Annotated in this window: 23 protein-coding genes; 19 read left to right on the plus strand and 4 right to left on the minus strand. The window is 33.3% G+C overall.

Annotation, left to right across the window (positions count from 1 at the left end; genetic code table 11):
- The 6 genes from FPQ10_RS11680 to FPQ10_RS11705 all read left to right on the plus strand — a co-directional run.
- Positions 1-1,682 (plus strand): glucosaminidase domain-containing protein (locus FPQ10_RS11680; protein ID WP_186278669.1); only part of this gene is annotated, 1,682 nt, incomplete at its 5' end.
- A gap of 285 nt (positions 1,683-1,967) precedes the next feature.
- A complete protein-coding gene (locus FPQ10_RS11685; RefSeq protein ID WP_144163674.1) occupies positions 1,968-3,155 on the plus strand; it encodes a CDP-glycerol glycerophosphotransferase family protein in 1,188 nt (395 codons plus the stop codon).
- 22 nt (positions 3,156-3,177) lie between these two features.
- Complete coding sequence (locus FPQ10_RS11690; RefSeq protein WP_144163675.1) at positions 3,178-3,999, plus strand: ABC transporter permease; 822 nt, start codon at positions 3,178-3,180, stop codon at positions 3,997-3,999.
- A 13-nt stretch (positions 4,000-4,012) separates the two neighbouring features.
- Positions 4,013-4,792 (plus strand): teichoic acids export ABC transporter ATP-binding subunit TagH, encoded by a 780-nt coding sequence (gene tagH / locus FPQ10_RS11695; RefSeq protein WP_144163676.1) that lies wholly within the window; start codon positions 4,013-4,015, stop codon positions 4,790-4,792.
- Positions 4,793-4,823: 31 nt separating this feature from the next.
- Positions 4,824-5,564: a WecB/TagA/CpsF family glycosyltransferase gene (locus FPQ10_RS11700; protein ID WP_255439946.1), complete on the plus strand. Its 741-nt coding sequence runs from the start codon at positions 4,824-4,826 to the stop codon at positions 5,562-5,564.
- 426 nt (positions 5,565-5,990) lie between these two features.
- Complete coding sequence (locus tag FPQ10_RS11705) at positions 5,991-7,058, plus strand: glycosyltransferase family 4 protein (RefSeq protein WP_186278670.1); 1,068 nt, start codon at positions 5,991-5,993, stop codon at positions 7,056-7,058.
- 461 nt (positions 7,059-7,519) lie between these two features.
- Here the strand turns inward: FPQ10_RS11705 and FPQ10_RS11710 are convergent, their stop codons facing one another.
- Positions 7,520-8,596 carry an acyltransferase gene (locus FPQ10_RS11710; RefSeq protein ID WP_186278671.1) on the minus strand — a complete coding sequence of 359 codons (1,077 nt, stop codon included), beginning with the start codon at positions 8,594-8,596 and terminating at the stop codon, positions 7,520-7,522.
- Positions 8,597-8,740: 144 nt separating this feature from the next.
- Between FPQ10_RS11710 and FPQ10_RS11715 the strand changes: the two genes are divergently transcribed.
- Both FPQ10_RS11715 and wecB read left to right on the plus strand, forming a co-directional pair.
- Positions 8,741-10,258, plus strand: coding sequence for an arylsulfotransferase family protein (locus FPQ10_RS11715; protein ID WP_144163679.1), 1,518 nt, complete (start codon positions 8,741-8,743; stop codon positions 10,256-10,258).
- 151 nt (positions 10,259-10,409) lie between these two features.
- Positions 10,410-11,519 carry a non-hydrolyzing UDP-N-acetylglucosamine 2-epimerase gene (wecB, locus tag FPQ10_RS11720; RefSeq protein WP_186278672.1) on the plus strand — a complete coding sequence of 370 codons (1,110 nt, stop codon included), beginning with the start codon at positions 10,410-10,412 and terminating at the stop codon, positions 11,517-11,519.
- A 99-nt stretch (positions 11,520-11,618) separates the two neighbouring features.
- Here the strand turns inward: wecB and FPQ10_RS11725 are convergent, their stop codons facing one another.
- Genes FPQ10_RS11725 through FPQ10_RS11735 form a run of 3 tightly spaced genes read right to left on the minus strand, consistent with a single transcriptional unit; the run spans position 11,619 to position 13,853 of the window.
- Entirely contained in the window at positions 11,619-12,383 is a 765-nt protein-coding gene (locus FPQ10_RS11725) for a tyrosine-protein phosphatase (RefSeq protein ID WP_144163680.1), read from the minus strand.
- A 53-nt stretch (positions 12,384-12,436) separates the two neighbouring features.
- Positions 12,437-13,132 carry a CpsD/CapB family tyrosine-protein kinase gene (locus tag FPQ10_RS11730; RefSeq protein WP_144163681.1) on the minus strand — a complete coding sequence of 232 codons (696 nt, stop codon included), beginning with the start codon at positions 13,130-13,132 and terminating at the stop codon, positions 12,437-12,439.
- On the minus strand, positions 13,122-13,853 hold the full coding sequence (locus tag FPQ10_RS11735; protein WP_144163682.1) for a YveK family protein: 732 nt from the start codon (positions 13,851-13,853) through the stop codon (positions 13,122-13,124). Before FPQ10_RS11735 ends, FPQ10_RS11730 begins: the two co-directional genes overlap by 11 nt.
- A 322-nt stretch (positions 13,854-14,175) precedes the next feature.
- Between FPQ10_RS11735 and FPQ10_RS11740 the strand changes: the two genes are divergently transcribed.
- The 11 genes from FPQ10_RS11740 (at position 14,176) to FPQ10_RS11790 (ending at position 26,335) form a co-directional block, all read left to right on the plus strand.
- Positions 14,176-15,987, plus strand: coding sequence for a nucleoside-diphosphate sugar epimerase/dehydratase (locus FPQ10_RS11740; protein WP_144163694.1), 1,812 nt, complete (start codon positions 14,176-14,178; stop codon positions 15,985-15,987).
- A gap of 18 nt (positions 15,988-16,005) precedes the next feature.
- Positions 16,006-16,887 (plus strand): UTP--glucose-1-phosphate uridylyltransferase GalU, encoded by an 882-nt coding sequence (galU, locus tag FPQ10_RS11745; protein WP_144163683.1) that lies wholly within the window; start codon positions 16,006-16,008, stop codon positions 16,885-16,887.
- 235 nt (positions 16,888-17,122) lie between these two features.
- Positions 17,123-17,482 (plus strand): pilus assembly FimT family protein, encoded by a 360-nt coding sequence (locus FPQ10_RS11750; protein ID WP_144163684.1) that lies wholly within the window; start codon positions 17,123-17,125, stop codon positions 17,480-17,482.
- 902 nt (positions 17,483-18,384) lie between these two features.
- Positions 18,385-19,515 (plus strand): DegT/DnrJ/EryC1/StrS family aminotransferase, encoded by a 1,131-nt coding sequence (locus FPQ10_RS11755; protein WP_144163685.1) that lies wholly within the window; start codon positions 18,385-18,387, stop codon positions 19,513-19,515.
- A complete protein-coding gene (locus tag FPQ10_RS11760; RefSeq protein ID WP_144163686.1) occupies positions 19,515-20,159 on the plus strand; it encodes a sugar transferase in 645 nt (214 codons plus the stop codon). The genes FPQ10_RS11755 and FPQ10_RS11760 overlap by 1 nt, the downstream gene beginning before the upstream one ends.
- A complete protein-coding gene (locus tag FPQ10_RS11765) occupies positions 20,149-20,607 on the plus strand; it encodes a GNAT family N-acetyltransferase (RefSeq protein ID WP_144163687.1) in 459 nt (152 codons plus the stop codon). Before FPQ10_RS11760 ends, FPQ10_RS11765 begins: the two co-directional genes overlap by 11 nt.
- A gap of 11 nt (positions 20,608-20,618) precedes the next feature.
- Positions 20,619-21,722, plus strand: coding sequence for a lipid II:glycine glycyltransferase FemX (locus FPQ10_RS11770; RefSeq protein WP_222103067.1), 1,104 nt, complete (start codon positions 20,619-20,621; stop codon positions 21,720-21,722).
- A 53-nt stretch (positions 21,723-21,775) separates the two neighbouring features.
- Positions 21,776-22,945 (plus strand): glycosyltransferase family 2 protein, encoded by a 1,170-nt coding sequence (locus tag FPQ10_RS11775; protein ID WP_144163688.1) that lies wholly within the window; start codon positions 21,776-21,778, stop codon positions 22,943-22,945.
- An 89-nt stretch (positions 22,946-23,034) separates the two neighbouring features.
- Positions 23,035-23,946 carry an alpha-1,2-fucosyltransferase gene (locus tag FPQ10_RS11780; RefSeq protein ID WP_144163689.1) on the plus strand — a complete coding sequence of 304 codons (912 nt, stop codon included), beginning with the start codon at positions 23,035-23,037 and terminating at the stop codon, positions 23,944-23,946.
- 24 nt (positions 23,947-23,970) lie between these two features.
- On the plus strand, positions 23,971-24,828 hold the full coding sequence (locus FPQ10_RS11785) for a glycosyltransferase (RefSeq protein WP_144163690.1): 858 nt from the start codon (positions 23,971-23,973) through the stop codon (positions 24,826-24,828).
- Positions 24,829-25,075: 247 nt separating this feature from the next.
- A complete protein-coding gene (locus tag FPQ10_RS11790) occupies positions 25,076-26,335 on the plus strand; it encodes an O-antigen polymerase (protein WP_144163691.1) in 1,260 nt (419 codons plus the stop codon).
- Positions 26,336-26,512: the final 177 nt, after the last annotated feature.

A 26,512-nucleotide genomic window follows, 5' to 3' on the forward strand; every position in this document is an offset into this window, starting at 1 on the left:
TAGGCTATCAACCACAGATTCCTAAGTTAGACATGGATTGGGGACGAGGCAGCCCTGCGAAGAACATACCGAGCGATTATTTTTCGACATTTTTTCAGAGAAATTATAACCTCAATGAAGGAAAGTATGAGATTCGGGTGTCGGGTAATGATGGGGTGAAAGTTTATATAAACGATAACTTAGTATTAGATAAATGGGATAATAAAGGTAATGGTGAATGGAGAGAAACGATCGCATTAACCAAAGGTATACACAGAGTAACGGTTATGCACTATGAAGGTATAAAGGGAATAGCAAATCTCTCTTTCAATATAAAGCCATTCAAAGCAAAAGAATATATCTATCAAGATTACGATATTACACTCGATGATTTCGCGGATAAACAGTTAACAAAATCACCTCAAACAGATAAATACAAAAAATCACCAGGTTGGATACACAAAGATAATTTAACATTTGGTTCGATTTCAACCATAAATGGTAATGGGGTCCGATTAAGAAGTGATCCTAATGATTCTTCTGCGGAGTCTATAAAGTATACAGTTAACTTTGGCACAAAAGTTGACATTCTCGAAAGAGGTGTCCAAGGTTTTGTGTCAGGTGGTAACTCCGAATGGTACAGAATTAGATATAAAAATAACGAATCTTTATATGTGCACTCGAATCTAGTAAACGAAAATGCTGACGTTGCTAATATTCGACCAAGGATAACTGGGGAATCTGTAAACTTAAGATCTGAACCAAGTTTATCAAGTGATGCAAATATTGAATACACAGTAAAACGAAATACTAGATTGGATTTTATAAAAAATGTTCAAGGAACTTCTGTCGGAGGTTCAACATTATGGTATGAAGTCATGTATAAAGGAAAAAAACTATATGTCCATTCATCTTTAGCAAGCTTTTCGACAAATTATTATGCTGAGGCAAATACGAACCATTCTTATGGGTTAACCAGCAAGTCACCACTTAATATTATAGGTAACAGTGGGGATTGGTACAAAATAGATCTATCCACCACTTGGCGGAGCCCAACAAAAGCGGATTTGCTGAAAGAAATAGACCCATCAAAACAAGATGAGCTACAATTCTTAGTACTGTCTGAAAGTACAGGAATTTCTTCTAATCAATTAAATACGCTATTGAAAGATAAAGGAAATTTAGCAGGAAAAGGTAAAGCGTATATAAAAGCTGGTAAGAAACATGGAGTGAATGAAATATATTTAATAGCTCACTCTTTGCTTGAAACGGGTAGTGGTACGAACAAAGAGTCCAAATTAGCAACCGGTGTTGAAGTAGGAAAAGATTCTGATGGAGTACCTCAGTTGGTTACGAAGTCTAATAAAAAATCACTTAGAGATATTAAAACAGTATTTAATGTTTATGGAATCGGAGCCTTTGATCGATGCCCACTAGCGTGCGGAGCACGTGAAGCATATGATAGAGGATGGTTTACTGTAGAAGAAGCAATTATTGGAGGAGGAAACTTTGTAAGTAATGAATACTTCGATAACGGACAAACTACCTTATATTCGATGAGGTGGAATCCCGCAAATCCAGGACATCATCAGTATGCGACTGATATTGGTTGGGCTCGGAAACAAATATTAAGAATGAAAAAGCTTTATAGTCAATTAGATAATCCTCCAATGAAATTCAATATTGTTAGATTTAAAGATTAGATTATTAATAGAAAATAGTGAGAATATAAAATGGAGCCGATTAATAATCGGCTCCATTTTTGGTAGCTCGATTTGGGTATAACTTGATTGTTAAAGTACACTAAGAGGTTCCTAGTAGAAATGTTAGACAATAAAAGAGAGTCATTGAAATTTAATGGAATCTCTATTTATTTGATTCACACAGTTAACAAACAAAAAATTATATAAAGTTGTAATACCTTTAGTTCTATAATTTGTAGTATAATTAAATTTTAAGATTTTAATGTATCAGAGGTGTTTATTGTTATGACTAGATATCTAATTAAGTTAAGACGTGGAAAAATAGGTAAAACATTGCTTTATTTCTTATTTAAATGTATTAGTCTTCTTCCTAGAAAAGAAAAATCGATAGTATTTGAAAGTTTTCATGGTAAGCAGTTCAGTGATAATCCTAAAGCAATCTATAATTATATGAAAGAAAACCATCCTGAATACAAACTCTATTGGAGCGTGGACCGTAGAAGCCTTAGCGCCTTCAATGAATCTGACGTTAATATTTTGAGCAAGTTTTCTTTAAAGTGGATATATATTATGGGAAGAGCAAAAGTTTGGGTGATAAATGCCCGACTTCCATTATGGATACCTAAAAATGACAAAACAATCTATATTCAAACATGGCATGGTACTCCCTTGAAGAAGCTAGGGATTGACATCGAGGATGTTAAGATGCCAGGAACAAGTACTGAAAAATACAGAGAGAATTTCAGTAAAGAGTCAAGTAAGTGGGATTATCTTATCTCTCCGAATAGATATTCAACAGAAATATTTAAAAGAGCATTTAATTTTCAAAATACTATTTTAGAGGTAGGCTATCCAAGAAATGATGTACTAACGAATTTAAATTACAAAGAATATATTAATAAGATTAAGTCAAAGCTAAATATACCTTTGGATAAAAAAGTTTTATTATATGCTCCTACTTGGAGAGATAACAACTTTTTTGAGAAAGGTAAATATCGATTCGATATGACAATGGACTTAGACCGAATGAAAAAAAAGCTGGGTCAAGATTATGTTATTTTATTTAGATTTCATTATTTAATTGCTGACAAATTGGATTTATCTTCCTATCATGAATTTGCTTATAATGTTTCCAGAAATGTTGACATTAGTGATTTATATCTTATTTCTGATATACTAATAACAGATTACTCTTCAGTCTTTTTTGATTTTGCGAACTTAAGAAAACCAATGATATTTTATACTTATGATTTAGAAGAATATCGAGACGAATTAAGAGGCTTCTATATAGATTTTGAAAAACAAGCACCAGGACCACTAGTTAAAAATACCGAACAGTTAATAGACGCCATTATAAATATAGATGAACCTCAAAGTAATGAAGATTTTTACAATTATTTTTGTTATTTGGATGATGGAAAAGCTTCAAAGAGAGTAGCAGAATTGATTGTGAGAGAGACAACAAAGACATGAGTGTATTGAGAGGATTAACAAAATGAAGTCTGCAATTATGGTATTAACTGAGCAAGTAAAAAATTTTCATCTTATAAAAAGATTGTCTTTATATGAATTAAAAAGTAAAAACAAGAGCAATTATTTAGGTATGGCTTGGGAAGTTATTAATCCAACCATACAGATTTTGATTTACTGGTTTGTATTTGGAACGTTAAGAGAAAGAGAACCAGTGATGGTAGGAGATCAAGAAGTGCCATTCTTTATGTGGCTTTTAGCTGCCTTTTTTTTGTGGATATTTTTCTATCAGTCAACTATCGAAGGTTCTAAAGCGATTTACTCTCGTTTGAAAATGTTATCTAAAATGAATTTTCCAATGAGCGTAATTCCAAATTATATAATATTTTCAAAGTTATATGTTCATATTTTTATGCTAGTATTATCGGTTATAATTTTCCAGTTGGCTGGGTTTTATATTAATATATATTATCTACAGTTATTTTATTTTCTATTTTGCATACTTGCACTAGTGTTTTCATTATCATTGATAACGTCAACGTTATCAACGATAATACGAGATGTTCATATGTTATTAAATTCAACTTTAAGAATGTTATTATACCTTTCAGCAGTCCTATGGCCCCTTACTGAACTAAGCGAGTTCCCTATATTAGCTGATTTATTACAATTAAATCCATTAATATATATAATTGAAGGATATAGATCAGCATTTTTTGGAGTTGAATGGTATTTTATAACCCAATGGGAGTATACACTCTATTTTTGGGGACTAGTTTTCATCTTATTCGGCTTAGGGTCTGCAATGCATGTTAAATTCAGAAAGTACTTTATTGATTTCTTATAGAAGGTTGTTGAATATGAACAAAGCAATTCAAGTTAAAGGTGTTACTAAAAAGTATAAATTGTATAACGGATCTAAAGAGCGGATTCTTGATTTAATTACACCTAAAAGTTACGGTGAAGATTTTTATGCCCTCAAAAACGTTGATTTCGAGGCTGAAAAAGGGGACATTATCGGATTTATAGGAATTAATGGCTCTGGAAAATCAACTTTTTCCAACATACTTGCTGGAATCATCCCGGAAACAAGCGGAGATATAAAGATAAATGGAAGTGTTTCATTGATTGCGGTATCTGCTGGGTTGAAAAATGATTTAACTGGAAGAGAAAATATTGAACTCAAATGCTTAATGCTAGGATTTAATAAAAAACAAATTAATGATATGGAACCAGATATCATCGAATTCGCAGAGTTAGATCAATTCATAGATCAACCAGTAAAATCATATTCAAGTGGAATGAAATCAAGATTAGGATTTGCTATTTCAGTTACTGTAAATCCAGATATCCTTATAATTGACGAAGCCTTATCGGTTGGTGATAAATCTTTTGCCCAGAAGTCGTTAAATAAAATGAAAGAATTTAAATCACAAGGTAAAACAATGATATTCGTAAGTCATTCTTTAGGACAAATAAAAGACTTTTGTGAAAAGGTTTTATGGTTGGAATTTGGCAAAGTTAAAGATTTTGGTAAGGTTGAGACGGTATTACCTAAATATGAAGAATTTCTAAAGGAATATAATAAAATGAACAAAAAAGAAAAAAACGAGTATAAAAAAAGAGTTCTTGAGAGTTAGAATTTTAAATATCTAGATAAGAGGTAGCTGTATGAGTGAGTATATATCTATTATAGATATCCCTTTTTTGAACGCTGATAAGGAGATATTCTATAATGAACTATCCAAAAGAATTGATAATCAATTAAAAACTTTTGTCGTTACGGCTAATCCAGAGATTGTATATGAGACGACAGTTAATGCAACTTATAAAACAGCAATAAAGAACGCAGACTATATTATTGCAGACGGCATTGGAATTATATTAGCTTCAAAAATAGCATGTACGCCATTAAAAGAACGGATCGCAGGATATGATTTGTTTATACACTTGCTATGTTATGCAAATAAACAAGGTAACAAAGTTTACTTTTATGGATCCAAAAACAAAACACTTACAGAAATGATTTCAAAAATAAATGCATTATATCCTAAAATAAAAGTAGTTGGTTATCAAAATGGATTTGATACAAACAATTCAAAGGTAGTAAATGATATTAGACATCTAGAACCTGATTTTGTTTTTGTTGCGAAGGGTCTACCTAAACAAGAGTTATGGATCAATGAAAACATTAATCAATTTAAAAAAGGTGTATTTATTGGAGTAGGTGGAAGTTTTGATGTTTTAGCTGGAGAAGTAAAAAGAGCACCTAAACTATGGATAAACTTAAATCTTGAATGGCTCTATCGTTTAGTTCGACAGCCAAAAAGGATTTTTCGATTTATAAGGTTACCCTTATTCTTATTGAAGTTTTTATTATGGAATTATGTATTTAAAAGATTTAAAAAATAAAAAATATACTCACGTTTGAACTGAAAAAAATCATAAATTTCTACAATTACCTTCTAACTTTTTTGCAACGAGAGTTTTTCTTACGCACTTTAATTAGTTAGAGGGTTTTCTATTGTGAGATATACTTTTAGCTAAATTACCAAGAATAACTTTCCTACACATTATACTCAAAAATAAAGCTAGCTGGTGCTGATGCACAAACGACATTTGGTCTTGCAGATGAATTGCTTTCAAACGAAGAAGTTTATTTTAAGATGGTTAAAGCTATAAACCGAATAAAGATGGAACTGCTTCGTAATAGATGATTTGAGATATTATCGATAAAAATTTCTAATACTAAAATTGTCATTGAATTATAATTGGTGGTCGGCTTCAGCTATGCTATGATAAGAATGATATTTTATAAAGATGTAGAAGGGATCTATTATGGCATTTATATTTCTTTTTGTAGCTTTTATCATATCATTGTTTGCTTCCTTACTCATCACACCGATGGTAAGGAAGCTAGCAATTATATTTAATATAGTCGATCAACCTGATGAACGAAAAATCCATACGATGGAACAGCCTTATTTAGGTGGGATAGCTATATTCCTAGGTGTGATGATTACCTACCTTATGTTTTGGCCAAATCATGATCACCAACTCGCTGTGATTTTAGGTGCTATTGTTATGCTTATTGTCGGATTTTTAGATGATAAGTATAATTTGAAGCCTGTTGTAAAATTGGTAGGCCAGTTCATCGCGGCTTCAATAATCGTTGCATCAGATTTATTGATCGAACGAATTAATATTCCCTTCTTAGGTGAGGTCGAGTTAGGGAACTTGAGTGTCATTATTACGATTATTTGGATTATTGCTGTAGCCAATGCAATTAATTTGATCGATGGATTAGATGGATTAGCTGCAGGAGTAACAACGATAGCGCTGCTAAGTATTGGTGTAACAGCCATTCTAGATGCTAATTATGTGGTAGCCTTCCTTTGTATAATCACAATTGGATCTAACTTAGGATTTCTATATCATAATTTTTATCCTTCAAAGATTTATATGGGGGATTCGGGCTCACTTTTTCTTGGATATATGATTGCCGTAATCTCAATGCTTGGTTTATTTAAAAATGTAACGTTATTTAGCTTCTTTATACCGCTTATAATTTTAGCTGTTCCCATTTTGGACACTGTTTTTGTTATGTATACGAGGGTGAAAGACGGAGAAAGTATCATGCTCGGTGATCGAAAACATTTACATTACCGATTAATTGACTCTGGTTTGAGTCATCGTGGAGCAGTCTTAGTCATTTATGCTTTTAGTGGATTATTTGGTGCTTTAGGTGTGTTGTTTAGTTATTCACCAATCAATGCAGTGTTAATTGGTGCGATTGTTGCTGTGTTTCTCGTCCATGTAATTGCTGAAATTGTTGGATTGGTTCTTGGAGGAAAACAGCCTGTGTTGGATTTTTTAAGAAAATTTATAGTAAAAAAACGAAAATAAATAATAAATGTAATCCTTAGGATGTTAAATAAAGAAAATCGTGTAATTTTTTTGTTGGATAAATTTAAATATCAATTAATTTCGGACAAAACCATTAACTATTGAAATCACAGGCTTATTTAAATTATCATTCCATAAATATAAGCTTTTTTATATGAGAAAATATGTGTTGAATGGCTAAGTCATCTAATATAATGATAGATCCGAAGTAAAATTCAGAATCAAAAAAAGATTTTGCTCTGTCCGTCTATATATGGTGATCGTTGACTTTGAATGTTGATTCCTTACTTATCGGGTTTTGATTTATATATTTACTTTACAAGATCACTGATCAAAAGCAGAAGTAATTACTAACCAAGAATTATAATTAAAAAAATATAGGTAGTGAAATTTCTTTTTAATTTCACTACCTATATTAATATTAAACTTAACTTATCATGTGTAGGTTTGAAAACAAAATCTTAAACGGCTTCTTTCAATTTAGTTTTAGATAATGTTTTAGGTTTCTTTGGGATTGGAACTATGAAAGTTGAAAATGGTATAAAAGAGATCATCTTCACAATCAATGTGCTAATTGCTACAACAATAGTGAATGTAATCAAAAGAAGTTGAGAATCCCAAAAATAACTTGGTAGCTCCCTTTTTAGAAAGAATAATACTAATGGATGAACAAGATATATGCCCATCGAGTAATTTCCGATAAGTGTAAAAGATTGCTTTAATTTTGACATGTTAGGCCACTGTGTGGCTAACAATAAAAGAAAGATAACTACTATAGGAATATTATATAAATTTTCAGTGCGAGTTGAATTAAACGTGACACCGGAATATACATCGATGAAAATAATTAAAACCATAGAGACTGCTGTTAGAAATACAATTGATTTATAACGAATAACAAAACCCTTAATTTCTTCGAAATAAACAGAAAGAATACCACCAAAGAAAAAATAAGATATCCAATTTAATATAAATGATCGGTGAGTTAATAAATAATTGAAATCTTCGAATATCAAAATGGAATCTGGATATAACTTATTGATCCACAAGTAATTAATAGGAATGCTAATGATAAATAGATGGATGTATGTCTTTTTATTTTTTATAAACTGGAAAAAAGGAAAGATTAAATAGAACTGAATAATTGTAACTATAAAATAAAGATGATAGTGCGCATCACCTATTAAAAAATAATTAGCAATTTGCTTTCCAGAAGAGAATATGTCTTGATCTAAGTAGAGCTTTAAACCTAAATATATGAAAGACCAAATAATAAATGGTGAAACAATTTTTGTTGCACGAGATTTGAAGAATTTTTGCAAAGAGAATTTTTTTCTTTTTAATGAATTCGTTAATAAAAATGCACTTATAACTGCAAATATTGGTGTACCCAATCTTGCAAATTGATTCAAGTAAAGTGAAATTTGATTAGCATATCCATCTCCTGTATAATTCTGAGCTGTTACATGAACTAAGACAACCATTAAACACGCTATAGAACGAATTATAGGAATTTCTTCTATGTATTGTTTCGACATTTTATCACCCATTGTTAATCTTAAATTTATGATATATATACATTATTATTACCTGCATTATTATAACATAGACAGACTACTAATTTATAAGTAAATTTCTTGGAAATAAATAAAGTTAAATTATCCAACAGGGGGAAATTAGCAATGAATAATAAGTGGATAACTTTTGTAATAGCTTTTTTACTTGGGGTCGGCTTAACAAGTGCAGCAGGTTTTGTTTTTTTGCATGGATCAAATAGCAATGAAGAAACAGAAAAATTTATTGGAGTAGATAAAAAGTCCATTGAAGAAGACAATTGGATAAAGCTGCCTAATTTCAATAAAAAAGAAGAATCATATGAATTAAAGAGTCTAAGTAGCAAAAAAAAAGTAACATTAGATCTTAGAGACTATAAAAATAGAAAAGTTATTATCAACGGAAAGGATGTTACAGGACAAGATAGTCATGAATTAGAGATCGAATCTATTTCTGAAAATAATAAGATTTCAATTGGGATTGACGAAAAAACTTATGAAGTAAACACGTTGCCAAAGTATCTTTCAGAATATAAATACGAAAACAATGGAGCAACAGATGGCTTTTATTACTTTACATATGAAGATTATATTGTAAAACTTTCTACAAATGGAGAAATAGTATACTATAATAAAGTAGGTTCCGCATATGATTTTAAAGCAAATAAAACAAAAGATGGAGAAATTTATTATACTTACATGGTAGTAACTAACACACAAGAAAAAATTCCAGGCATTGGATATAGTACAACAAAAGCAGTAATAATGGATGAGAATTACAATGTCGTGGATGAAGTCAGATCTATCATAGAAACTGATAAAGTACACAAAACTCCCTTGGAAAATCATGATTTTTTATTTATTGACTTAGGACACTATATTGTAAGTTCCTACTATCCAGAAAAAGTAGATAATATACCGAATCAATTAGAACCAAATCCATTTGGTGCCCGGGTCGTATCACCATATTTACAAGAGATCAAAGACAACGAGGTTATATGGGAGTGGAAAGGGACTGAATTTGAAGAACTATATGAACTAAGCGTTGAACATAATGATTATTCAAATGAGCACTCCTTTTATTCAGATTATGGTCATTTTAATGCTGTTTCTGTTGATCCAGGTGATGAAAATCTATTAGTATCCATGAGAAATCTTGACTCTATTTTTAAATTAGATCGTAAATCAGGTGAAATCATTTGGATGTTGGGTGGAAAAGGCGATGATTTTAGCCTTACAGAAGAAATGGAATTCAGAAGACAACACAAAGTGACCAAAACAGAAGATGGTTCAATAATGTTATTTAATAACGGAAATTATTTACCGAAAGCCCCATATCCAATTGTTGACGAGGATGACCCAATTAGGGAAAAAGAACCCCAAACAACAATAATGAAATTTAAACTTGATGAAGAAAATAAAGAAGTTTTGAACTTCGAGAACTTGGATAAGGCAAACTATTTTTCAGGAACTAGAGGTTCTGCACAAGAAACTGCCAGCGGCTCAATCTTAATCGGTTGGGGAAGTGGCGAAAATAACAAAGAACATTTTAGAGAAATTGACGCTGATACTGAAGAAGTGTTGTTTGTTTTTTATCCACACGATGAAGATTTAATTAGTTACCGGGCATATAAGTTTGATTATTAAAGAAATGATATTTATAAATATGCTGGCTGTTTATTCTATTGAATAATAGCCAGCATTTATTTAACAGAATGTAAAGCTTTTTACAGACTATTAAAATTTATCGAGATATGCCATAATCTTTGTATATATGAGCATTATTGGAGTGAGTCTGATGAGTAAAATTAAAGTCATGGCCACCTTTGGCACACGTCCTGAAGCAATTAAAATGGCACCATTAGTTTTAGAATTGAAAAAAAGACCAGAACAATTTGAGACAATTGTTGCTGTAACTGCGCAACATCGAGAAATGTTAGACCAAGTGCTTAAGATATTTGATATTAAGCCTGACTACGATTTAAATATTATGAAGAGCAAACAAACTTTGGCCCAAGTTACTACCCGTGCTATGGAGGGGCTAGATAATTTAATAAAAGAGACCAAGCCGGACATTGTGTTGGTTCATGGTGATACAACGACGACTTTCGCAGCTTCCTTAGCAGCTCTTTATAATCAAGTTGCAATTGGACATGTTGAAGCTGGATTACGTACATGGAATAAGTATTCTCCTTACCCAGAAGAAATGAATCGACAACTTACAGGAGTTATGGCAGATCTTCATTTTTCACCAACTGAAAAATCGAAACAAAATTTACTTAATGAGGATAAAAAGGAAGATAGAATATTTGTAACAGGTAATACAGCAATTGATGCACTGAAAACAACTGTGAAAGAAGATTATACAAGTGAAGTATTGGATAAGATTGAGGGTAAACGACTTGTATTAATGACGGCACACCGTCGTGAGAATTTAGGTAATAACATGGAGCAGATGTTCCGTGCGATTAAGCGTTTAGTCGAAAAACATAAGGATATTCATGTCGTTTATCCGGTTCATTTAAATCCAGTGGTTAGAGAAACAGCCGACAGAATTTTGGGTAATGATGATCGTATAAATCTGATTGAGCCTTTAGATGTTGTAGATTTCCATAATTTCGCAGCACGATCTGAGTTGATTTTGACCGACTCAGGTGGCGTGCAAGAAGAAGCTCCATCCTTAGGTGTTCCAGTATTAGTATTGCGTGATACAACAGAACGACCAGAAGGAATAGATGCAGGCACGTTAAAATTAGCGGGAACAGATGAAGACAATATATTTAATTTGGCTGACGAGTTGCTTTCAGATAAGGAAGCTTATGAGAAGATGGCGAAAGCGTCAAACCCATACGGTGATGGTGAGGCCTCTCGAAGAATTGCTGATGCAATTGTAAAATTTTATAGCTAATTAGAAAACCCTTGAGCTCATATTGAACACAAGGGTTTTCTAAATCAAGTTTAAGCAGTATCTGGTTTTACGTCTTACTTGATTTTCAGATGCGAAGCTTTAAAACACCCAAAACTTCTTTTTCTTTTTGACAGCTATCGGCGGTTCACCAATGACAGTTTCATTGCGGTCGACCATGCGGGCGTTCTCCTTCAGCATCTCACTGATTCCATACCCAAATTCCTTTTCAATCTCTGCATACGCTTCTTGCACACAAAGCCCACGTGTCGTCGTATTATGTGCATCGGATGCGACGAAGTGTGTTAAGTTCGACTCGATCAATTGCATACTGAACTGTTTGATTTTCTTACCGAATTTACCCGCAACACTTGCGGCGGTGACTTGTGTTAACGCGCCAATCTGGACTAGATCCAATAATTTATCTGGTTTCTGAATTAGATCACTGTTACGCTCTGGATGCACGATAATCGGTTTGTAGCCTTCTGATTGAATATCAAACAGCACACGCTCTGTATAGCGTGGGACATGATTCGCTGGGAATTCGATCAAAAGATAATTAGTATCGCCGAGTGGAATGCTCGTTCCGTCTTGTAACCCTCCAAGCAAATCGCCATGAATCCGTAACTCCTGTCCAGGTTTCACGACCAAGTCAATCCCCAACCGATTAAACTCTGCGTTCAATTCATCTACTTTCGGCAAAACAATATCACGTTCATTTTCATATCGTGTCGTCAAGTGGTGTGGTGTTGCGTAAATCACAGAAATTCCTTCAGTAACAGCGGCTTGCGCCATCGCCACACTATCTTCAATAGTTTGTGCACCGTCATCCACACCGAATAAAATATGACTATGTAAATCAATCATTTGATTTAACCTCCTAAAACAAAGTCTCATAGGGCTTCCTATGAGACAGGTGTTTATGTTCCATAATAATAGTAATAGTTTGTTTCGTTAAATGATCGGTCATTTAAAACGACTCCGAGAATATTTGCCTGAGCTTGTGTAAGCAACTCTTTCGCTTTGACGGCTGCGTCTTTTTCGGTTTGTTTACTACGAACGACGAGTAATACACCATCGACAGCGCTAGAGATGACTTGTGAATCCGTTACAGCCAATACGGGTGGTGTGTCGTAAATAACTAAGTCATAACTACTTTCCGCATTTTCCATAAATCGTTTCATGGACTTTGATCCTAACAGTTCAGATGGATTCGGTGGTACTGGGCCACATGGAAGGACGCTAAGGTTCGGGATATTGACCGCCTGTGCAGCGTCTTCTAACTCTTTGTCACCAATTAACAGGTTGCTTAATCCGAATGTGTTCGCAACTCTAAACGTATAATGAGAAGTCGGCTTCCGCATATCCGCATCAACCAATAAAACTTTCTTCCCTTGTTGGGCAAAAGCAATTGCTAAGTTCGAAGCGGTCGTACTTTTCCCTTCAGATGGGCTGGAAGAAGTCACGAGCAAAGACTTCAGCTCATTATCGATGGAAGAAAATTGTAAGTTTGTGCGCATCGTGCGAAATTGCTCTGAAATCGGAGACTTAGGTTGATCACGCATAACCAATGTTCTGGAAACTTGAGTTTTCGTTATTGTTTTTCTACGCGCCATGTTTCGCACCTCTTCCTCTCGCTGTTCGAGATGGGTCAGTAATTGTATTCGCATCCATTGTCGGAACAACGCCCATCACTGGTAGTTCGAGCAACTTTTCAATATCTTCTTCGGTTTTAATCGTCGTATCCAAATATTCAAGCAAGAAAGCAAGTCCTACACCGACCATGACACCGAGCACAAAGGCAATCGCAATATTCAACGTGACATTCGGACTGACTGGAGCAGGGTTATCACCAACGACCGCAGCCGACAAAATACTCACGTTATCGACATTCATATATGTAGGAACGGATTCTTTAAAGACTTCAACGGTTGTATTCGCAATATTGGCAGCAACAGCAGGGTCTGTATCTGTAGCCGTTACATTAACAACCTGTGAATTTTGAGCATTTGCGACACTAATTTTCGAAGCTAACGCACCGTTGGATAGATTCAAATCGAGTTCTTCAATAACCTGATCCATAATTGCTGGACTCGTAATGATGACATTATATGTATTGATCATTTCCACGTTTGTACGAATGTCGTTAATATTCACTTCTTGAGTTGGTTCCGATTGACTGACGATAAATTGCGATGAAGCTTCATATTTTGGGGTTAAAATGAATAAAGTGATTAGGGCACTGACCAAGACAGCAGCAACTGTAATTGCGATAATTAGCTTCATACGCTTTTTAATGACTTGAAAAATCTCTTGTAAAGATATTGTTTCTTCCATGATGACCTCCAGATTCAGTTAATAAAATCGTACATATGTGAAAATTATATCACATTTCCAAACAATTCAAAGGTAATTTTAACAAATTATGTCGAATCAAATGTGTAACTGGGTGAGTGCGTTTTCATGCAAATAAAAGACACTTTTTTATATAATAATACCAAATACCCTTGTAATTTCAGGAAATAATTTGTACTATAGTAGCAGATAAACAGGAAAACATACATAAAAATTCCTAATTGAGCGTCTAAAGTACTAGATACATAATATAAAGAATAGCTTAAACCTTAATAGAACTTACGAGGAGAAAAGGTGGTTGTATTTGACTTATCCTAAAAGACTAGCATTGCTTGTTGTCGTTGATACATTGATTGTCGCTTTCTCCATATTTGCGAGTGCCTACTTAACTTATAACCAGCTGGTTGACTGGAAATCAATTGTTGCCACGTCAATAATCTTACTACTCTCTCATCATATCCTTGCACTTTACTTTGGCTTGTACCGCAAAGCTTGGGAATATGCGAGCATAGGTGAATTAGTAACGATTTTTAATGTCGTCGGCTTGTCGATTGGTGTCGCAGCAATCGGTCAGTTGGTCGTCTTAGATCAGATGATGATTCGTGCATTATTAGCAACGTTCATGTTACATATTCTATTCATCGGCGGGAGTCGTTTTGCGTGGCGTGTCTTTCGGGACCGCGTTTTATCACGTATGACAGGTAAAAAGCGTACGCTTATTATCGGAGCGGGCGCTGGTGGTGTCATGGTCGCTCGCCAACTTGCGGGTAGCCAGGAATCGGAATTAAGACCAGTAGCGTTTGTTGATGACGATCCGAAAAAGAATCGCGTACAAATTTTAAACGTTCCTGTAGCTGGAAAATTAGACGATATTGAAAAAGTTGTTGAACAATATCGAATCGAACATATCATATTTGCCATTCCATCCATTCCAAAAGCTCGTGCCAATGAAATCTATCAACATTGCTCGAAGACCGGTGTAAAGACGCAAACCATTCCTAAGTTTGAAGACTTAGTAACTGGAAAGGTGAGCGTAACGGAGCTTCGTGATGTTGATATTGAAGATTTATTAGGACGTGAGCCTGTCAAGTTGGACATGCAGAAAATCGGAGTGAATATACGAAACAAAACTGTCCTCATTACAGGGGCTGGTGGATCAATCGGTTCAGAAATTTGTCGCCAGATTGCTAGATTTGAACCAAACCAATTGTTGTTACTCGGACACGGTGAAAATAGTATTTATCAGATTGAACGCGAATTACGTGGGAAATGTAAAGAGAAGTTCGAAATCATACCGATTATTGCTGATGTACAAGACCGAAAGCGAATTGGTGAAGTGATCGCATCTTATCAACCCGATGTTGTCTACCATGCAGCCGCGCATAAACATGTTCCGTTGATGGAATTTAATCCAATTGAAGCGGTAAAAAACAATATGATGGGAACGAAGAATGTTGCTGAAGCGGCTGATCAGTATGATGTTGATACCTTTGTACTTGTTTCAACTGACAAAGCGGTAAACCCGACAAATGTCATGGGTGCAACGAAGCGTGTTGCGGAAATGATCATTCAAAACTTAGCGCAACATAGTAATACTAAATTCTGTGCGGTTCGATTCGGAAACGTATTAGGCAGTCGCGGATCCGTCATTCCTTTATTTAAAGAACAAATCGCCAATGGTGGACCAGTGACGGTCACTCATCCGGATATGACACGTTATTTCATGACGATTCCAGAAGCGAGTCGTTTGGTCATCCAAGCGGGAGCACTTGCGCGTGGAGGAGAAATCTTCGTTCTCGATATGGGTGAACCAGTGAAGATTGTTGACTTGGCAACTAACTTAATTCGTCTAACTGGGGCGAATGAAGAAGAAGTGAAAATTGAATTCAGCGGCATCCGTCCCGGTGAAAAAATGTATGAAGAATTACTTGGTGAAAATGAAGTATCGGACGAGCAAGTATTCCCGAAAATTTATATTGGAAAGTGCACATTTGATGAAGTGGAAGGGATCCGCGATCAAGTTTATGAGTTCTTAGAGCTACCCAATGCACAAATTAAAGATAAATTGATGCAAACAATTGAACCAGAAAGAAAACGAATGAAAGAATTTGCTTAATATATGGAGGGTTACAAAATGAAACCTGTGAAAAAAGCGATTATCCCTGCAGCAGGACTAGGAACTAGATTTTTACCAGTAACGAAAGCATTACCTAAAGAAATGCTACCAATTATCGATAAGCCAACGATTCAATATATTGTAGAAGAGGCAATTGAATCAGGTATTGAGGATATTATTATTGTAACGGGTAAAGGAAAACGAGCAATTGAAGATCATTTTGATAAATCATATGAACTCGAAGAAACACTTCTTAAGAAAAATAAGCTAGAAATATTAGATAAAGTAAATCAATCATCCAATGTAGACATTCATTACATTCGTCAAAAAGAACCTAAAGGACTAGGCCATGCCGTATGGACGGCTCGGAAATTTATCGGCAATGAACCATTCGCCGTTTTACTTGGTGACGATATTGTGCGTTCCGAAAAACCAGGACTAAAACAATTGATTGAACAATACGATGAAACAGGTAAATCAATTATTGGTGTACAAACCGTTCCGGGTGGCGAAACAGACCGCTATGGAATTATCGATCCGAAAAGCAACAAAGGAAGACGTTATGAAGTCGCTCAATTCGTAGAAAAACCAGCCTTAGGAGAAGAACCATCCAACCTAGCAATTATGGGTCGTTACGTGTTAAACCCGGAGATCATGGAATTGCTCGAAACTCAAGAACTCGGAGCGGGTGATGAAGTACAGTTGACCGATGCGATCCAACGTCTGAATGAACAACAAAGCGTATACGCCTATGACTTTGAAGGACGCCGCTATGATGTAGGGGAGATCAAAGGCTTTCTGAAAACAACCATTGAAATGTCATTAGAGCGAGAAGATATACGTACAGAAATGTTGGACTTCATGCAAGCATTATTAGAGAAAGAAGCAATGGTGAAATAAAAATTTACCCCCTAATTACCTAGGGGGTAAATCCGTTTATAACAATCAACAGGTAATGTCTCAAACACCTTTATCATTTGAGGCACTCGGCCATGCTGTGGGTTTCAATGACCTTAGACACCAGTTGTCAGTAGTGTGGCGTGAGGGCGGGTTAGATGCCCGATAAATTTTATAAACAATACATAAGAAAAAAGAAATAATTCAATACATAAAAACATATTAAGGAGCAAATCGAATGAAAAACAAGTGGCTTAACGAGAAAGGAATTACCTTACTTGAAGTAATGCTTTTCTTTTTAATTCTGCTTGTTATTTCTATGATTGCTTGGCCAATTTACAACCATATTATTAAGGAAAGTGAAGCAAGGGTTTGCGAAGAAAATCGATTCACTTTACATGAACATTATTCTCAGATTTTAGATCTACAGGGGTTAGGACATACGGAAATACGTTTTATAGAATATTTACAAACATATTCAGTTATATGCTCGATTAATGGCGTTATTTCTTTTTCAGAAGGTCAGATCATTTGTGATCAACATTTTGATAAAGCTGATGGGAAAGGTGACGGCGATGAAGAAGTTCCTTATTTGTAAGAAGCATTGCATTTTGCATATTGAATGGCGATTGGGAAGTAAGAATGGTCGATAGATAACCACGACATATTGTGTTAAAATCAGTGAAAAATCACAAAAGCATACAATATATGGAGTTTACCTATATAACATAGTATCATTTTGTCACTATATAAAGATAAAAAGCCTAAAATAGAGGATTTTGGTACTGAAAAACGTTGATTTGACGGCCTTTTTGGCAACCTAAAATATTGAAAAATATTGAATGGAGTTAAGGAAGTCAGAATGGTTAAGAGATAACCACTATATATTGTGTTAAAATCATTGAATAATCTCTAAATTATGCAATATATGGGATTTATCTATATAACATAGTACCATTTTGTTAGAATATAAAGATAAAATGGCTAAAATCAGTGATTTTGGTTTTGAAAACGTTGATTTAACGGGGTTTTCGGTAACCTAAAATATGGAAAAATATTGAATGGAGTTAAGGAACTGAGTATCGAGCTTAGATAACATGCTAAAAGCCTTGCTGGATAAGGGTTTGAGCCGTTTTTAGTGAGATTTATAGATTGATTGAATGGTATATATAATAGGAAGAAACACGGTTTTTTGTGGTTTTGAAGTGATTATCTATTTTGTATTCATTAGGTAGATTGAATAGATATTACGAGGTGAGTATGATAATAAGATAACAAAACACAATATATAGTACTGAAAATCATTTTATAACACAAAAACATACTATATGTTGATTTTTTCATCTATTTCGCATATTGAATATAAAATGCGAGGTGGCTATCAGTAGTAGATAACAATTTTAGTGGTTTAGTAGTTGGTTGGAATGGGATAAAACAAATTCTAATTAAGTCCTAATCTACTAAAATATCTTAACCTAACAATGGAAGGAAGTCTAGAAGATGGAGTCAACAAACGTAAAGGAAAGAATATTCCTCTCTTCACCACATATGAGTGCTGAAGGTTATGAACAACAATATGTAAAGGAAGCTTTTGATACAAACTGGATTGCCCCCCTTGGTGAAAACGTAAATGGATTCGAAAAGGAACTAGCTGAGAAGGTTGGTTCTAAAGCAGCTGCGGCACTATCTTCTGGAACGGCTGCTATTCACTTAGCATTAAGAGCTGCAGGAGTTGGAGAAGGGGATATTGTTTTTTGTCCGACACTTACTTTCTCCGCCACTGCTAATCCAATCATCTATCAAAATGCCATTCCCGTTTTTATAGATAGTGATTATGAAACGTGGAATATGAGTTCGAAAGCTTTGGAAGAGGCTTTTGAAAAATATCCAGAAGTGAAGGCAGTTATTGTTGTTCATTTATATGGTTTATCCGCAGATATGGATAAGATTATGGACATTTGTAAGAAACATAATGTAGCGGTTATAGAAGATGCTGCTGAGTCATTGGGTACTTACTATAAAGGTAAGCATACAGGGACTTTTGGTGATTATGGCATCTTCTCTTTTAATGGAAATAAGATTATTACAACTTCTGGTGGCGGGATGCTTGTTTCTAACAATGAGGAACGAATTGCAAAGGCTAGATTCTGGGCAACTCAATCAAGAGACCAAGCAAGACATTATCAACATAGCGAATTAGGATTTAATTATCGGATGAGTAATGTTGTTGCTGGGATTGGTAGAGGACAACTTAAAGTGTTAGATCAAAGAGTTGCCAAAAAGAACTACATTTTTAAGTTCTATAAGAGAGAGCTTGGTGGGCTTGAGAGTGTTGAGTTCATGCCGAGAAATGAGTGGGATGAACCGAACTATTGGTTAAGCTCAATGACTTTGAGTGGTCAGATTAGACCGATTGATGTTATGGAGGCACTTGAGAAAGAGAATATCGAGTCAAGGCCAGTTTGGAAGCCAATGCATATGCAACCATTCTTTGAAAAGTACGATTTTGTAGGTGATGGTGTATCGGAGAAGTTGTTTGAGAATGGCATATGTTTGCCGTCTGATACGAAATTGACGGATGGGGATTTGAAGAGGGTTGTAGAGATTATTAAGGGGTTGTGGTTAGAATAATGAAGAATTCCAATGGTGGTATTTATAGAAGGTTTGTAAAAAGACTGATGGATTTTATTCTTTCTTTAATAGCTATTATTGTTCTTTGTCCGGTATTTTTAATAGTTGCTTTACTTGTGAGAACCAAGTTAGGTAGCCCTGTACTATTTAAGCAGAAACGACCTGGGCTTAATGAAGAGATTTTTATGATGTATAAGTTTAGGACTATGACGGATGAGAGAGACGACAATGGAAATCTACTTCCCGATAGTGTTAGGTTGACAAGATTTGGAAAGTTACTACGTTCTACATCGTTAGATGAGCTACCTGAACTTTTTAATATTCTTAAAGGGGATATGTCGATTATTGGACCAAGACCGTTATTAGAAGGATATTTGCCTTATTATACTGAAACTGAGAGGTTAAGACACGCTGTTCGACCGGGACTTTCTGGCCTTTCCCAGATAAACGGAAGGAATAACCTTAAGTGGGATAGTAGACTAGCAACAGACATAGAATATGTGAATAATATTACTTTTCTTTTAGACTTAAAAATTATCTTAAAAACGATAATAAAAGCTTTTAAACGAGAAGGTGTGACTGTTGTTGATCAAGCCCCTTTAAAAGATTTAGATGTGGAAAGGAGATCATTTTTTGAAAATTAAAGTATTAAAAATAGAGGACTTTCTAGCCGATAAGGTTACCATTTTAGAATTATTAATTGAAACATACGTTACCAATTTAAACGTCTCTAAAGAACAGAGTACTATTTTATGTACTGAAAAGATTAATCTTATTCCTGATTATATTAATCAACAAAATGCAATATTGATAGGAGCATATGAAGGGGAAATATTAGCTGGGTTTCTATGGTTATATAAACATAACTATTTTGGTGAAATGCGTCTACATATAAATCAAATTATTGTAGACAAACGATTTAGAGGGAAAAGTGTTGGAAACCAGTTGATGAAAGAGGCTGAAAGAGTTGCCAAACAATATGAAATTAAAATTATTGACTTATTTGTGTCGGAAACAAATCTAAAAGCAATTAATATGTATGACTCTATCGGCTATACCACAGAAAGACGTTACATGAAGAAAGTATTGTAGGAGGGGAGATTGTGACAGTAATAACTGAAAATAATGTGTCAGTAGTATCTGAAGGAAATTTATCGGTAATAACTACGAATGAAGATGAAAAATGGGACGAGATAGTTAAAAGTTTTAAGGATTATGATGTATATTATCTTTCCGGATATACCAAGGGATTTGCAATCCATGGTGACGGTGAACCTACACTTTTTTATTATGAAGGTAAGGACTTCAAAGCTATGAATGTAGTGATGATACGGGATATAGCAAGTGATGTAAGATTTGCAGGAAAAATACCTAAAAACACATATTTTGATATGGCTACTCCCTACGGTTATGGAGGGTTCTTGATTGAAGGAAAAGTATCTAAATATAGTCTCCAGAAATTTAATGAGGAGTATAGCTTAAAATGCCAGGAAGAAGGGGTTATAAGTGAATTCGTTCGATTTCACCCAGTTCTTAATAATAGTGAGTTATTAGATGATATTTACGATATAACAAGTCTTGGAAGGACTATAACAATCGAATTAAGTTCCAAGGAACAAATTTGGAATGATATAACTAGTAAAAATAGAAACGTAATTAGAAAAGCCATAAAGTCAGGCGTTTCAATATATTGGGGACGAGACAGAAAATTATTTGAAGAATTTATAGATTTATATAATGCAACGATGGATAAGGATAATGCTAAGGACTATTATTACTTTGACAAAGTTTTTTATGAGAGTATCCTTAATGACTTAAAATATAATTCAATGATATTTTATGCCATGTATGAAGGAAAAGTCATTGCAATGTCCATGATATTATACTCTAATCAGCAGATACATTATCATTTATCAGCATCAGATAGAAAGTATCAGCATTTGGCTCCGACAAACTTATTATTATATGAAGCAGCTTGCTGGGGCTGTGAGAACGGATATAAAACCTTCCATTTAGGTGGTGGGCTTGGTAGTAAAGAAGATGGCCTTTTCAAATTTAAAAAGGCTTTTAATAGAAATTCCGATAGTACTTTTTCAATCGGTAGAAAAGTATTCGATGAAGAAAAATATAAAGAACTAGTTCAAATTCGTAGTAATGAAGAAACCTTTGACAAGAACTCTTTGTTTTTTCCTATCTATAGAATGTAAATGATTCAATAAACCTAATAAATGTAAAAAAGTTTCGAGTTAGGAGAAGTAACATGGAACTATTCTTTAAAATAATATTTTATATAAGTGGATTTATAATTGTATGGGCAATGATTGGATACCCTTTATCGTTAAAGTTAATAGGGAAAGTGTATAAAAATAGGGAGTTAAAAAAAGATTACTCACACCAACCAACAGTAACAGTTATGGTTGTAGCTCATAATGAAGAAAAAGTAATACTGAGTAAACTTAAAAATCTATTAGATATTGATTACCCACTAGATAAGATTGAGTTCTTAGTTGCGTCAGACAATAGTACTGATAAAACTAATGAGATTGTTAGGGGCTTTATTTCTGAACATAAAGATCGTACTTTTAGATTATACGAAGTAAAGGCACGGAAGGGGAAAACAAACGCACAGAACGAGGCACAAAAGACAGTTACTAGTGAATATTTAGTTATGACTGATGCAAACTCCATGATGGATAAGAATTCTATTAAAGAATTAATGGCAGCCTTTACCTCGGAGGATATAGCCTATGTTTCGGGTAAACTATTAATTATGAATGAAAGTGTCAGTGAAGTAAGTAAATCTGAAGCAAGTTATTGGGACAGTGATTTGGCAATTCGGGAAGTTGAAGGCAGGATACAATCTATTACTGCAGGGAACGGAGCCATTTATGCTTGTAGAACAAAGGATTACCATGACTTTAATCCAATTAACAGCCACGATGCATCAATGCCTTTATATTATTCGCTTAATGGTCAAAGGGCAATATGCAACCATGATGCAATAGCTTATGAAAAAGCTGGAGAGATTATTGAGGACGAGTTCAGTAGAAAAGTCAGAATGAATCGCGTTATTCTTAAAGCTATATTACCTGATATGAAATTACTAAATGTGTTTAAATATAAGTGGTTTTCGTATTTTTACTTTGGTCACAGAACATGTAGGTATTTATTATGGATCTCGCATTTAATACTATTAACATCTAATGCTTTTTTAATAGCAGAATCATGGTTCTATGTGGTGATATTTAGTGGGCAATTGCTATTTTATCTTTTAGCCCTAATTAGAGCAAAGACAAAAAGAAATAGTAATAAATTATTGAATTTAATATATTACTATTGCGTCACAATAATTGCGCAGTGGATTGGGGTTTATAATATAGTAACCGGGAAGGCAAAACCGTTTTGGGAGAAAGCAGAAAGTACAAGATAAGATATTAAAAGATTTTATGACTGTGTAAATAGAATTTTATATACACCTAGTACTATTAAGTGGGAAATAATCAAAGTTGGAGGGTAGTTATGATTGTTGTTAAGATAATAGGTGGACTAGGTAACCAAATGTTTCAGGTTGCTTTTGCAAAGGCACTTTCAATGGAATACAATGAGAAAATTTATTTAGATACATCAGTTTATCAACATTATAAAATCAGGGATTTTTCTGCTTTTCATCTTAGTATTAGTAATTCATTTAACTACATCGAAGATGCTAAGTTGACGTTTACTAACAAGCTATTCTTGAAAGTAAGTCAAAAAGCTTATCGAGCTTATCAAAAGATTGTTAGAGAACTCATAAAAGATGATAGATTTGGAGAGAGACCCTTTCAATTACTTACTAAAAAGGGTCTTTATTATAATTTTGATAGATTTTTTTATCACTTACCTGAGAATAATTCATCAGTGAAATGTATTTATGGGTACTTTCAGAGTGAACAATACTTTATTAAATATAAAGATCAAATCAGAAGTGAAATGAAAGTAAAAACACCAGTTACAGAAAATGAAAAAAAAATACTTGACGAAATTTCAAGTTGTAATGCGGTTGGGGTTAGCATGCGGTTGGGGGATGACTATTTAAATTCACCCTCTTTAAATGTTTGTAATGAAGACTATTACTATAAAGCTATGGACCGTATGTATAATGAAAATAAGGATGTAGTGTTTTATATCTTTAGTGATAATATAAACCGTGCAAAGAAAAATTTTAATTTTAAGTATAAAGTCCGTTATATAGAAGGGTTTAAAGATTATGAAAGTTTAAGGTTACTGTATTCATGTAACCACTTTATTATATCTAATAGTTCATTTTCATGGTGGGGTGCATATCTATCTGACAATCAAGATAAAGTAATTATATCCCCAAATAAATGGTATAACTTTATGAAAGAGAAACCAGATATCTATTATGAAGGGATGACACTTTTAGAGGTGTAATTTAATGAAGTTTGAGGAGGAAAAATGAGATTTAGTTGCTGTGTGACGTTATTTTATCCAACTGAAGATGAATTAGATTGTATTACAAATTATAGAGAGAATTTTGAAAGAGTATATATTTTTGATAATACAGAAGGTGTCGATTGTAAAAGAAATAAGGATTATTTTGCCAATAAAGTTGGGTTTACTTATTTATCGAATCAACAAAACGATGGTTTGTCAGTTGCTTTTAATATAATGTGTCAAAGAGCGGTTACTGATGGTTTTGATTACATTTGCATATTTGATCAGGACAGTTTCATCACTAGTTCGGACCTATCGAAAATGAAGAGTTTTATCGAAAAAAGTCCATCAAATAAAGTAGGAATATACGTTCCTTATATTATGTATAGTCATTTAAATGAAGATAAGGCTATTTTAAAGGGTGGAGTGGATTCTATAGAAGTTGATTGGGCAATATCATCGGGTAGTTTTATTAATTTGTCCGTATTTAATGAAACGGAAGGGTTTGATGAGAATTATTTTATAGATAGACTAGATTATGATTATTGTTATACTATACGGGACCTTGGTTATAAGGTTGTTAGAATTAACAATGTCTTTCTGCATCAAAACCTAGGTGAAGAAAGAAAAGTTCTCTTTAGAAATGTCTCGCAACATAATGTCATTCGACATTACTATATATTTAGAAATAGATTATATTTTTATATTAAAAAAGATAAAGTTAGTTTATATAGTTTAATTAAGCTATGTTCTATATCAATAAAACACCTTTTGCAAATTTTATTGTCAGAGGAACAAAAGAAAAGGAAAATTAAAATGATAATCATCAGTTGCAAAGACTTTATTAATGGGAAAATGGGCAAATATAACGAACACTGAACGTTTAAATTTTTTTGTTAAAAATGTAATAATATTTAAAACAAATCAAGTATAACTGCAAAATTACAGTTAATAAGTACAATCTAATGCCATCTGCAATTTGAATTCCTTTAAATAAAGATAAGCAAATCAAAGAAGAATTTAATACATTAATTTTGGATGAAGATTAGTAATTGAGATATTACTAATGAGAGAAAAATAAAAACATATGAAAGATACTTTGAAAATATAAGAAGGAGCAAATTACGTGGCTTTATTTTTATCATTACTGTGTGTATTAATGCTGATTGTTGGAAATATTACTGAGAAAAAATTCTATAACCCTTTGACTTTATTTAGTGCATTATGGGCAATTATTCTTTTTGGTTCACATTTTGAACTTTTTGGTTTCACTGGTGTAACAAGCTTTACTTATCTGATAATCCTTATAGGGATTGTATCTTATTTTATCGGTTATTACTCTTTTAAATTGATTAGCAATAAAAACAAGTTGTTAATAAGGAAACCATTAAAATACAATAAAAAACATGAATTAAATATAATGTTTAGTGTTATTTTAGTCGTATCATTAGTGGTATTGATAATGACGACTAGGAACTCTGTCACATTATTGCTTCAAGGATATACACTACATGATATTAGATATATTGTCGGAATGGATAGATTTAATTCAGGTGTTATTAATATTTTATTTGCTTACATCGTAAACCCTTTTACTATATTGGTTATACCAATATCTGCATTCTATTTCTATAAAGAAAAACGAAATCTAAAGTATTTATATATAGCAATTATTCTTATAGTATTGAACATTATTACTGATGGTGGGCGGTTTGTACTATTATATATAATAATTAATTATATTGTTGCTTATTTTATAATGAAGAAAACACAAAAACAATCATTTAAGTTTAAAAGAAAAGTATCTCTTTATCTAATTGTTTTATTTAGTGTCTTTTCTATTGTTTATGTAACTCTTGCAAGAGAGGCTTCTATACTTGAAACTATTTATTCATATCTAATTGGTGCCGTTTCGCATCTTAGTTATCGATTAGAGACATTTGATAACTATAATTTATATACCTATGGATTTTCCTCTTTACAAGGGTTTGTTCGACCTCTTTTTGTTGTTTTACAAAATATAGGGTTTAATTCTTTACCAGAATTAGTTGCTCGTGCTGAAGATATCACAATGGCTTTAGAGGAACCGGTATTGATCGGTGAGGGTGTAAGGTTTAATGCATTTATTACAATGTTCTATTACTTTTATATTGACTTAGGTATTCTAGGGGTGACCATAGGATCTTTTCTTTACGGAATTTTAGCTAGCTTTAGCTATTTTAAAGTCACTAAAGAAATTAATCTTGTGAATGTTTCCGTATATTTGTTGATAGTTCAATCTTTATTGACATCTATGGTACGATTTCAATTTTCGAGTTTCTCCTTTGCTTTGTGTTTTGTTTATCTATTTATTATAACCAGCAGCATAAAATCTTATCAAAAATAAATTAATGAAACATATTTTGTTGAAATTGAAATCATATATAGGTCTGAATAGGATGATTAAATTATTAGAATTATGTGTTTGTAGAAATTAAATAGAAGTTTAAAAGGAGCATTCCTGTAATAAAAGAATTTAGCTAAAAATAAGCTTATACGGGATTACACAAAAATAGCCCTCCTT

Source organism: Allobacillus sp. SKP2-8 (assembly GCF_007559355.1).
In the GTDB taxonomy this organism is placed as follows: domain Bacteria; phylum Bacillota; class Bacilli; order Bacillales; family Alkalibacillaceae; genus Allobacillus; species Allobacillus halotolerans.